The sequence below is a fragment of the Actinocatenispora rupis genome, from assembly GCF_016861975.1.
GTDB lineage: Bacteria > Actinomycetota > Actinomycetes > Mycobacteriales > Micromonosporaceae > Actinocatenispora > Actinocatenispora rupis.
Map to the genome: position 1 here is coordinate 1 of NZ_BOMB01000042.1, position 10,328 is coordinate 10,328.

Genomic DNA, 10,328 nt, shown 5'->3' on the forward strand with positions numbered 1-10,328 from the left:
GGGACCGTGACGGACCGCGGTTGGGCGAGCGACCGGCTCATCAGGGCCGCGCAGAGCGGCGATCTGGAGTCGATCACCGCCGTGGTGCACGGCGCGCACCCGCACGTACGGCGCTTCGCCGCGCACCTCTGCGCGTCCGCCGAGGACGCCGAGGACGCGGCGCAGGAGGCGCTGATCGTGCTGTACCGGAAGATCGGCACGCTGCGCGCGTCGGCGGCGCTGGCCTCGTGGATGTTCCGGATCGTCCGGAACGAGTGCCTGCGCCGCGCCCGCCGGCTCGTCGACTCGTCCGACGCGCCCGACGCCGGCCCGGTGGACTCCGCGGAGGACGAGGTCCTGCGGCGGTTGGAGGCCGAACGGGTCGCCGCCGCGATCCGCGCCCTCCCCGACGTCCAGCGGCGCGTACTGATCATGCGCGACGTCCTCGGGTACCCGGGGCGGACGGTCGCCGGCGCGCTCGGCCTGAGTACGGCGGCGATGAAGTCGCAGCTGCACCGGGCCCGCACCGCGCTGCGCACCGACCTGCGCGGTACTCCGGGCGTGCCGCCATCGGCCTGACACCCACCGTACGAAGGGAAACGCCCGTGCTCACCACCGGATCGCCCGCACCCGAGATGGTGCTGGCCGACACCACCGGCCGGACCGTACGCCTCGGCGACTTCCGCGGCCGCGGCGCCGTCCTGATGTACTTCCTGCGCTCGACGACCTGCCCGATCTGCACCCGGCACGCGCGCGAGCTGGCCGCCCGCGCCGAGGAGTACGCGGCCGCCGACGTGCACGTGCTGCTCGTCGTACCGGAGGACCGGGCGACGGCCGCCGCGTGGCGCGCGAGGCACCGCATCGCCTACCCCGTACTGACCGGCCCGCACGGCCGTCCACACGGGACGGTCGGGCTGGGCCGGCGGGTGTTCGGCACGATGCAGCAGTCCGGCACGCTCCTCGTCGACACCCACGGCGTCGTACGACACGCGCACGGCGCCACGCTGCCGACCGCCGGGTACGACCGGACGGGCGTCACCGCCGCGATCGCCGCGCTGCGCACCCCGGTCGGCTCCTGACCTCACCGGCGGGTACGGCGCGCCCGTGCCCGCCGCTCAGGTGTCGAGGCACGCTCAGGTGTCGAGGGACTCGATGTAGACGGTCAGCTTCTTGAGGATCCGGTTGAGGCTGGCGCGGTCGCGCGCCGAGAGGCTGCTCACCAGCTCGTCCTCGGCGGTGCCGCGGTTGCCCATCGCGCCGCGCCAGATCTCGGTGCCCTTCGGCGTGATCTGGATGATGACGCGGCGGCGGTCGTCGATCGCCGAGACCCGCTTGATCCAGCCCTTCTTCTCCAGGGCGTCGAGGCGGCCGGTCATCCCGGCGCCGGAGATCCGCAGGTCCTCCGCCAGCTCGGTCGGCGACGCCGAACCGGGCGTGTCCCGGATCATCAGTACGTGCAGCGTCTTGTACTCCGACTCCTGGAGGTCGGAGGCCGCGGCGGCGTCCTTGACCGTGCGGTCCAGGTATCGGGCGATGCGTCCGATGCGGGTGACGATCCCCTCCACCTCGTCGTCGTACGCGATGCCCGACCAGTGGTCGCGCCAGCGCGCGACGTGGCGGTCGGTCCAGTCCTCGGGCGGCATGGCGTCATCGTAGTCCAGCCGGAACTTCGCCAACGACAAGTTCGCCAGCTGATATCTAGTTGACGAAAGATTAGCTAGCGAAGTACTTTTCTGGACCATGACGACCGTCCAGACGCCGGCGCGACCGCTGGCGTACCGGAACTTCCGGCTGCTGGTGATCGGCGCCGGCACGAGTTCCTTCGGCAACTCGATCACCCCCGTCGCCCTCGCCTTCGCCGTACTCGCGCTCGGCGGCTCCACCACCCAGCTCGGCCTCGTCGTCGCCGCGTACGCGCTGGCCGACGTGGCGACCGCACTGTTCGGCGGCGTACTCGGGGACCGGCTGCCCCGGGCGGCGATGATGCAGGGCTCGGCCATCGCCGCGGCGGCCGCGCAGGCACTCGTCGCGGCGAGCCTCGTCGGCGGCTGGTCCAGCGTCTGGCTGCTCGGCGCGGTCGGCGCGGTGACCGGCTGCCTCGGCGCGCTCGCCGCCCCGTCGTCGTCCGCGATGACCCGGCAGACCGTGCCGGAACCGTTGCTGCGCAAGGCGGTCACCCAACGCCGGCTGACGCAGAACGGCGCGCAGATCGTCGGCTTCGCGGTCGCCGGCGTGCTCGCCGCCGGGATCGGGCCGGGCTGGGCGATCGCCGTCGACGCGGCCACGTTCGCCGTCGCCGCCGTCTGCTACCACCTGCTCCGCGTCCCCGAGCCGGTACGCGAACGCGCCGAGTCGATGCTCCACGACCTCGGCGCCGGTCTCCGCGAGGTACTACGGCACTCCTGGCTGTGGATGCTGATCCTCCAGGCCCTGCTCTACCACCTGTTCTACGGCGGCGTGCAGGGCGTACTCGGCCCCGTCGTCGTGTCCGCCACCTGGAACAAGGCCACCTGGGGCTGGGCGCTGTCCGCGCTGATGATCGGGTTCCTCGCCGGCGGGCTGCTCTCGCTGCGGTGGCGCCCGCGCCGCGGACTGTTCCAGGGCACCCTGCTGCTCGCGCTCACCGGCTGCTTCCCCGCCGCCATGGCCCTCGGCGTACCGGGGACGGCGGGGTTGCTGCTCCTGCTGGGCGGCGCGTTCCTGCACGGGCTCGGGCTGGAACTGTTCTCCGTCAGCTGGGACCTGTCCATCCAGCAGAACGTCCCCGAGGACAAGCTCGCCCGGGTGTACTCGTTCGACATGGTCGGCTCGTTCGTGGCCCGGCCGGTCGGGCTCGCGCTGACCGGCCCGGTCGCCGCGCTCACCGGTACCACGACCTGGCTGTGGGTCTGCGCCGCGGTGATGGCCGGCGGTTCGCTGCTCGCCGCGACCCTCCCCTCGGTACGCCAGCTGCACCGCCACGACCCCGCCCCGGCGGACGAGGAGCCCGAGCCGGTGGCGTCCGGCGCCTGAGCGGCGGGCCGACCGTTTCCTGTCGTACGGCGCGGCTACCGTCGGTACCCACCGACGGAGGGAGCGGGAGATGACCGGGGCCGGGGAGCCGGAGCTGGTGGAGCTGGAGCCGGCGACGACGGCGGTCGTCCGTGGCGTGGTCACCTGGGCCGAGCTGCGGGACTTCTTCGACGCGTCGTTCGGGGCGCTGGCGCGGGCCGTCGAGGCGCAGCGGATCACCCTGCTCGGGCCCGCTTTCGGGCTCTACCACGGCAATCCGGGCGACACGCTGGACCTGGAGGTCGGGTTCCCGACGGCCGGCGCGGTGCGGGCGGAGGGCGACGTGGTGGCCGGTTCGCTGCCCGGCGGCCGGGCGGCGCGGCTGACGCATCACGGCTCGTTCGACGGGCTCTCCGGGTCGTGGACGCGGCTGCGCACCTGGATGCGGGAGCAGGGCCTCTCCCCCGGCGCCGACCGCTGGGAGACGTACGTGACGCAGCCGTCGCCGGACATGGACCCGCGCGAGCTGCGTACCGAGCTGAGCTGGCCGCTGGCGCCCTGACCGTCCGGAAAGGTCGACGTGGCAACGGAACCGGACCAGTCGGCGGCCCGCCGGATCCTGCTCGGACACCTGGTGCGGACGCTCGGCGCGCTGCCCGCGGCGGCGTCCCTGTCGCTGCGCCATCCGCGGCTGCCGCGGGCCCGGCTGCACGGCGGCGTCACGCTGGGGGTCGACGACGACACCGAGGTCTTCGACATCCCGTACTGGATCGTCGGGGTGACCGCGGCGCACCTCGACGCGGTGGCGCGGGCCTGGGACGGGTTCGGGTGGGCGACGCGGCGGGCGCCCCGGCCGACCACCGGCGCGGCGTACGCGCGGACGCCGGACGGCTGCGGGCTGGCCGTGCAGTCGGCCGTCACCGGGGACCTGAGCCTCGCCGGTACGACGGCGCCGTTCCCGACGGGTTCGCTTGCGGGGCAACGGATGCCGGACCACATCGCGCATCCGGCGCGGCCCGACCGGCCCGCCACCTGAGCAGGCGGGCCGGTCGGGCGGGACACCGGGGCGGCGCGCTGGGCCGCCCCGGCGGGACCGGGATCAGCGGCGGACGGCGGCCGGCTTGTGCTGCACGTACCCGTGGTCGAAGGTCGGACCGCCGGTCCAGGTGACGGTGACCGGGTCGGTGGTTCCGGGCAGCGTGACCGTCAACGCGGCCGGTGCCGCCTGCCCCGGGTCGTCCCCCTCCGCCACCGGTACTCCCGCCCAGTGCAGGTCGAACGCGGCCGCCGCGGTCGGCCCGAGCACGACCGCCGGCACGTGGTCCTGCGGGTACCGGTGCGGGTCGGTGGGCAGCGCGGAGCCGTCGGCGGCGGTGAACGCGAGGCCGGTGGCGTAGCCGGTGAGCCGGCAGGTGACGCCCGGGTGCGCGGTGACGGTGAGCGGCGCGTACCGCTGGCCGGCGCCGGCCTCGACGGAGCCGAGCGTGACGGTCACGTCGGCGGTACGGCAGGTCGGGACGTCCGCGGCGGCGGCGCGGGGTACGGCGAGGACGAGAACGGCGGCCGGGACGGTGGCGGCGACGGCCAGTCGTACGGCGGTGGACGGCGACATGACGGCCCTCCGGTTGGTTGGGACAAGTACCGGAACCGACCGTATGAGGCTGTTTTGTCATCCGGAAGCGATCTTCACGATGTTTGCGTAGCACTTGAGCCAGGCCGGTCACCGCGGTGGATCCTCGCCCACCTCGACGGCCCGTCAGCGCGGCCAGGCGACGTCGTCGATCGCCAGCCACGGCGCGGCGGCCACGGCGGACGGGGTGAGTCCGGCGATCGTACGGGACTCGCGGTGCAGGTGGGACTGGTCGACGTAGCCGCTCTCCGCGGCGACCCGGGCGGCGCCGTGGCCGGCGGCGAGCAGGTGCGCGGCGTGGTCGAACCGGACGAGCTGCGCGGCGCGCTTGGGCGTGATGCCGAGCTGGGTACGGAACCGCGACCACAGCCGCTTGCGGCTCCAACCGACCTCGTCGGCGAGCCCGTCCACGCGTACCCGGCCACGGCCGGCGGTGGTGCGCCGCCAGACGTACGCGACCTCGGGGTCGACCCGCGGCCGGTCGCCGAGCCGCGCGAGGAGGGCGCCCGTGGCGATCGCGAACCGGTCGTCCCAGCTCGTGGCGGCGCACAACCGGTCCTGCAACCGGTCGGCGCCGCGGCCCCACACCGCGTCGAGCGGCACCATCAGGCCGCTGAGGTCCGCGGCGGAACCGAGTACCGCGGTGGCGACGGCCGGCTCCAGCCTGATCTGCAGGCACGCCCCGACGCCGACACCGGTCGCGCGCAGTTCGCCGGGCAGCAGTCCGACGGCGACGGTGCCGCGCTGGCGCCGGCCGCCGGCCAGGTACACGGCGCCGTAGCCGTCGCTGAGGTCGAGCAGCAGCGTGACCGACGGGTGCGCGACCATCGCGATGTCCCACACCGCCGGCGTACGTTGCCGGAAGCCGGCCATGCCGACGCCCGGCAGCCGTACCGACGGGTGCGGGACGGCGACCTCCACGTCGGCCCAGTCGGGCGCGGTCGACGACACGTGACCAGGCTAGTCCTCGGGACGTACCGACCGGTGGTCGGCGAGCGTGGCGGTGAAATCCAGCAGCAGCCGGCTCGTCAGCTCCGGCGCCTCCAGTACGGGGAGGTGGCCGACGTCGGGCAGCAGCTCGACCCGCGCGGTCGGCACCGCGTCGTACAGGTGGGCGGAGGCGGGATCCCAGCGGCGGTCGGCGAGACCGAACACCACCAGGACCGGAACGTCGAGCGCCCGCAGCCGGTCGGGCACGCTGCGCTCGGTGACGTACCGGCCGTTGGCGCGCAGTACCGCCCGCATCGACCGGTACGTGATCATCCGTACTCCCTCGACGAGGTCGTCGGGGATGTCGACCGGGCCGGCGGCGGTCGCGCCGATCCCCCGCCGGATCATCGAGTCCGAGCGCCGCAGCCACAGCAGCGGGCCGAGCGGCGGCGCGAGCAGTACCCGGATGATCGGTGGTTGGCGCAGCACCGCGTCCATCCGCGGCCCGGTACTGATCAGGGCGAGCGAGCCGACCAGCTCGGGGCGGCGTTCGGCGAGCGCGGTGGCGACGTACCCACCGCTGGAGTGTCCGGCGACCGGCACGTGCCGCAGCCCGAAACCGTCCAGCAGTGCGGCGACCCGGCCCGCCTGGTCCGCCACCGCGTACGACGAGGTCGGCGGGGAGTGGCCGCAGCCCGGCAGGTCGACGCGGATGACGTGGTGGTGCGCGGCCAGTGCCGGGACCATCGGGTTCCAGGTGTCGCCGGAGGCCCCCGACCCGTGGATGAGCACCAGCGGCGGCGCGGTCCGCGGGCCGTCGTGGACCACGTGCATGCCGTGCAGGTGCTCGACCTCGTGCTCGCTCATCCCGGTACTGTGCGCCTGCCGCGGACCGCGGGTCTTGGACGAATGTTCCGGCCGTCAGGTACGCACGGCGAGCAGCTCGCGCGCGGTGCGCAGGTACGCGCGGGCGCGCGGGAACTCGGCCAGTTCGGCGGCGATCGCGCTCAGCGCGACGGCGACCGGGTACGGCGGGACATGCCGGCTGCCGAGTACGCCGGCCATCCAGTCGACGAACGTGGTGAACAGCGACTCGTCGTCGACGAGCAGTGCGGCGGCCAGGACGTCGACGATGTGCCCGAGGTCCTCGTTCGTGGTGTCGACCTGCGCCGCGCTGTAGTCCGCGACCCGCGGGAACCGTGCGCGCAGCGCCGCCCAGGCCGCGTCGATCAGCTGCGGCCGGGCCTGCTGCACCAGCGTCTCCTCGGCGTCGAGCAGCAGCGGGGCGACCGGATCCGCGCGCGTCGCGGGCGGCCACCGGTCCAGGATCGCGAACAGCTCGCGGGCCGAGGCCGCCCACGCGTCCGCGCCGAGCCGGGCCGCCCAGCGCGCGTCCGGGCCGAACCCGCGGCCACCGGCGACGACGGGCACGTCGACCGCGCGTACCGCGGCGATGGCGGCGCGGGCGGCGGGCAGCCGGGTCGGCAGCGAGCAGCTGATGGCCGCGGCGTCCGGCCCCTTCTGGTGCAGGTACGTCACGAGGTGGGCGGTCGGCACGCTGGAGCCGAGGAACGTGACCGACCAGTCGCGGCAGCGCAACGTCTCGGCGAGGATCCGGGCCGGCAGCGAGTGCCACTCGCCGTCCACGCACGCCACGACCACATGACCGCGCCCGCCCGACGACACGGTACGCGCCGCCACGGCCTCGACCGCGCGTTCGCTGATGTACGTGGCGGCGTGCTCCCGCGCGACGTTCCACTCGTTGCTGGACCACAGCTCGCCGACCCGCGCCTGCGCCGGCGCGATCACGTCCAGCAGTACCTCCTCGGCGTCGTGGCCGGCGTCGAGCATGCCGGTCACGTGGTCCACGGCGGGCTGTTCCGCGCCGGCGGTCACCAGGTCCAGGTACCGCTCCCGGTCCGTCACGCGACGGTCTCCGCCCCGGCCGCCGGTACCGGACTGACCGGCGCCTCCGGCAGGTCGGCGGGCAGCGGTACGCCGGGCTCGGCCACCTCGAACGCGACGGCGGTGTCGGACGGGGTGATGGCGAGGACGGCGATGTCGTCGTGGCCGTTGCCGGCGGACCAGTCGGTGGCGACCTGCTCGACGCGTTCGACGAGGGCACCGGTCGGCATCCCGACGCACCCGGCGAGCAGGTCGGCGAGCCGGTCGCGGCCGAAGAACTCGGCGCCGTGCGGACCGCCGCGGGACTCGGTGACCCCGTCGGTGTACAGCAGGCACGTGTCGCCCGGCTCCAGCAGTACGGTCGTCTCGCCGAACGTGGGCTCGGGCAGGATCCCCACCAGCGCGCCGGCCAGGTCCACCAGCTCCACGGTGCCGTCGGCGCGCAGCACGTACGGCGGCGGGTGGCCGCCGGACGCGAGCCGGAGGCGTACCCGGCCGGCGCCCACGGGTTCGGCGACGGCGACCACCAGCGTGGTGAACCGGGCCGTGTCGGACGCCAGCATCACCGCGTTCAGCGTCGTGAGCATCGTGACCGGGTCCTGGCCGAGTAACCGCAGCGTGGCGAGCGTCTGGCGCACCTGGCCGGTCAGTACGGCGGCCTCGACGCCCTTGCCGCACACGTCCCCGAGTACGACCATGCCGCCGCCGTCGTCCGCCGGGAACACGTCGTAGTAGTCGCCGCCGATGCCGAGCGCCTCGCGCGCCGGCCGGTACCGGGCGGCCAGCCGGAGTTCCCGTTCCGCCGGCAGTCCGGGCGGGACCAGGCTCGACTCCAGCACCTCGCTGACCCGCACCTGGTCCTGGTACAGCGTGGCGGACGCGATCGCCGCCCCCGCGCGCGCCGCGAACTGCCCAGCCAGGTCGGTCTCCACCGGCTCGAACGCGGCCCGTCCCGCGCGCCGCAGCAACACCAGCACCCCGACGGTACGGCCGTGGCCGGCTACCGGGAGTACGAGGGCCGAGCCGTCCGCGTCGGCGACCAGCCACGGTACGGCGGTGAGCCCGGCAGCCAGTCCCGGACCGTCGGCGACCATCACGCCGTCGAACGCGGCGGCGAGCGCGGTGACGGCGAGGACGTCGTCGAGTTCGGCCACGCCGGTCTCGACGCCGTCCTCGTCGGTGGACGTCCGCTGCCACGTGCTGCGCCGACCGCGACCGCGACTCACCAGTACGGCGCGGTCGGCGAGGGCGGGGACCGCGAGTTCGAGGGTGGCGAGCCGGGTGCGGTCGACGTTGAGGGAGGCGCCGAGGCGGCGGCTCGCGTCGGCGAGGAACGACGCGCGCCGGCGTTCGGCGAGGATCGCGTCGGTACGCAGCACCTCGTCGGTGACGTCGCGCAGGTACCAGGCGTACCCGGCGGACAGCGGGGCGCGACGGCACCGCCACCGACGGTCCGCGTACTCGACGGTCGCGGTCGGCTCGTCGGCGGCGAACACGTCGTGCAGCGCGCCGGACCCGGGCAGCCGTACGGCAAGGCGCAGGCCCGGGAACAGCTCGCGCGCGGCGGCGTTGGCGCCGGCCACCGTGTGGTCGGCCGCGAACGCCACGACCGCGTCGGTCAGCCCGTCCAGCGTCTGTTGCAGCAGCTCGGACGCGTGCGGCGGCTGCGGACCGTGATCCGTTCCCGGGTGCCGGGTCAGGTGCCGGGTCACGTCGCCACCTCCCACCGCCGCGCTCGTCGTCGGTCTCCGCGCTGGGCCGGCCCGCCGGCTTTCCCGGAGGATAGGGGCGCGGGATCCGGCCGTCCATGCGCCGTGTCCCTGCCCACGGCGACCCGGCTCGGGCGGCACGCTGTGCGCACGCCGCGTCGACACACCGTCCGGGTACGCGACGCGCCGCGCCCGGTCGGTGCACCCGCGCCACCGGGTCACCGGGGGTGGCCCGGCGCTCACGCCCACCGGACCGCACAGATATTTGTCGCACGGCAACAAACTGGTCGATGCGTTCCACCGGTGGACATCGTGGCATCGCGGCCGATCACCATCCGGCGGTTCCGGAACGCAGCTGCGACCCGCCGACACCGCCGGTACCTCGGGTCTGCGGTGCCCGCGAGCGGCAACCGATCCGCAACCGTTGCCGTACGGCAGGGATTCCGTCGACGACGGACGTGCCGGACATCGACCGCGCGCCGACCGGGGTCCGGGGCAAGGCCGTACGGGACGGGCGCAACGCCGCGATCGGCCGCATTCCCCGGCGCGGAGCCGGATACGGGGCCCGGGAATAGCGCGATCGGGCCGGGACTTGACTCCGGGCGTGACCGCTGACGCGCTCCACCCGCTGCTCGCCGGCCGGTACAGTCCGCTCCAGTTCGACCGGGGCCACGAGCTGACCGACGCGGACGTCGAGCTGCTGCTCGAAGCCGCGCGCTGGGCGCCGTCGGCCGGCAACTCGCAGCCGTGGTCGTTCGTCGTCGCGCGCCGCGGCACCGCCGCACACGCCCGCCTGGTCGAACGGCTCGCGCCGAGTTCGCGGCAGTGGGCGCCGTCCGCGGGCGTCCTGATCGTCAACCTCGCCCACCGGTACGTCGAGGACACCGACTGGGACTACTCCGAGTTCGCCGAGTACGACCTGGGTCAGGCCGTCGCGCACCTCACCGTGCAGGCGCACGCGATGGGTCTCGCGTGCCGGCAGTTCCGCGCGTTCGACCTGGACGGGCTGCGCGCGGACCTGCGGCCGGCGGACGGGTGGCGGATCCTCACCATGACCGCGGTCGGCCGCCCGGTGGGTGCCGCGCCGCCGGCCCGGACCCGGCGCAGCATCACCGATCTGACCACCGCAGGCGTCGACAGCTAGGGCGTGTCTTCGCAGGTTCGGTCGAGCGAGCCGGAGTCCG

At 74.6% G+C, this 10,328-nt stretch carries 12 protein-coding genes; 6 read left to right on the top strand and 6 right to left on the bottom strand.

Annotated features, from left to right (window positions below; all coding sequences use genetic code 11):
• A partial coding sequence (locus Aru02nite_RS31330; protein ID WP_308446286.1) for an RNA polymerase sigma factor occupies window positions 1–558 on the top strand: 558 nt, incomplete at its 5' end.
• A gap of 26 nt (window positions 559–584) precedes the next feature.
• Window positions 585–1,058 carry a peroxiredoxin family protein gene (locus Aru02nite_RS31335; RefSeq protein ID WP_203663741.1) on the top strand — a complete coding sequence of 158 codons (474 nt, stop codon included), beginning with the start codon at window positions 585–587 and terminating at the stop codon, window positions 1,056–1,058.
• 54 nt (window positions 1,059–1,112) lie between these two features.
• On the opposite strand, the gene Aru02nite_RS31340 is transcribed toward Aru02nite_RS31335, so the two are convergent.
• The gene (locus Aru02nite_RS31340; RefSeq protein ID WP_203663743.1) at window positions 1,113–1,622 is read right to left on the bottom strand and encodes a MarR family winged helix-turn-helix transcriptional regulator; all 510 of its coding nucleotides are present in this window, start codon (window positions 1,620–1,622) and stop codon (window positions 1,113–1,115) included.
• Between the two features lie 97 nt (window positions 1,623–1,719).
• Between Aru02nite_RS31340 and Aru02nite_RS31345 the strand changes: the two genes are divergently transcribed.
• The 3 genes from Aru02nite_RS31345 to Aru02nite_RS31355 all read left to right on the top strand — a co-directional run bounded on the left by Aru02nite_RS31345 (window position 1,720) and on the right by Aru02nite_RS31355 (window position 4,006).
• Window positions 1,720–2,991 carry an MFS transporter gene (locus Aru02nite_RS31345; protein WP_203663745.1) on the top strand — a complete coding sequence of 424 codons (1,272 nt, stop codon included), beginning with the start codon at window positions 1,720–1,722 and terminating at the stop codon, window positions 2,989–2,991.
• A 70-nt stretch (window positions 2,992–3,061) separates the two neighbouring features.
• A complete protein-coding gene (locus Aru02nite_RS31350) occupies window positions 3,062–3,532 on the top strand; it encodes a GyrI-like domain-containing protein (protein ID WP_203663747.1) in 471 nt (156 codons plus the stop codon).
• An 18-nt stretch (window positions 3,533–3,550) separates the two neighbouring features.
• Window positions 3,551–4,006: a hypothetical protein gene (locus Aru02nite_RS31355; protein ID WP_203663749.1), complete on the top strand. Its 456-nt coding sequence runs from the start codon at window positions 3,551–3,553 to the stop codon at window positions 4,004–4,006.
• 63 nt (window positions 4,007–4,069) lie between these two features.
• Here Aru02nite_RS31355 and Aru02nite_RS31360 read toward each other — a convergent pair whose 3' ends face one another.
• The 5 genes from Aru02nite_RS31360 to Aru02nite_RS31380 form a co-directional block, all read right to left on the bottom strand.
• Complete coding sequence (locus tag Aru02nite_RS31360) at window positions 4,070–4,582, bottom strand: DUF4232 domain-containing protein (RefSeq protein WP_203663751.1); 513 nt, start codon at window positions 4,580–4,582, stop codon at window positions 4,070–4,072.
• Window positions 4,583–4,726: 144 nt separating this feature from the next.
• The gene (locus tag Aru02nite_RS31365) at window positions 4,727–5,551 is read right to left on the bottom strand and encodes an AraC family transcriptional regulator (protein WP_239077068.1); all 825 of its coding nucleotides are present in this window, start codon (window positions 5,549–5,551) and stop codon (window positions 4,727–4,729) included.
• Between the two features lie 9 nt (window positions 5,552–5,560).
• Window positions 5,561–6,397, bottom strand: coding sequence for an alpha/beta fold hydrolase (locus Aru02nite_RS31370; protein ID WP_239077069.1), 837 nt, complete (start codon window positions 6,395–6,397; stop codon window positions 5,561–5,563).
• A 54-nt stretch (window positions 6,398–6,451) separates the two neighbouring features.
• Complete coding sequence (locus Aru02nite_RS31375; protein ID WP_239077070.1) at window positions 6,452–7,456, bottom strand: cobalamin B12-binding domain-containing protein; 1,005 nt, start codon at window positions 7,454–7,456, stop codon at window positions 6,452–6,454.
• Window positions 7,453–9,147, bottom strand: a complete 1,695-nt coding sequence (locus Aru02nite_RS31380) for a PP2C family protein-serine/threonine phosphatase (RefSeq protein ID WP_203663754.1) — start codon at window positions 9,145–9,147, stop codon at window positions 7,453–7,455. The genes Aru02nite_RS31375 and Aru02nite_RS31380 overlap by 4 nt, the downstream gene beginning before the upstream one ends.
• Before the next feature lie 601 nt (window positions 9,148–9,748).
• Here Aru02nite_RS31380 and Aru02nite_RS31385 point away from each other — a divergent pair.
• Window positions 9,749–10,288: a nitroreductase family protein gene (locus Aru02nite_RS31385; protein WP_239077071.1), complete on the top strand. Its 540-nt coding sequence runs from the start codon at window positions 9,749–9,751 to the stop codon at window positions 10,286–10,288.
• The last annotated feature ends 40 nt before the right edge of the window (window positions 10,289–10,328 follow it).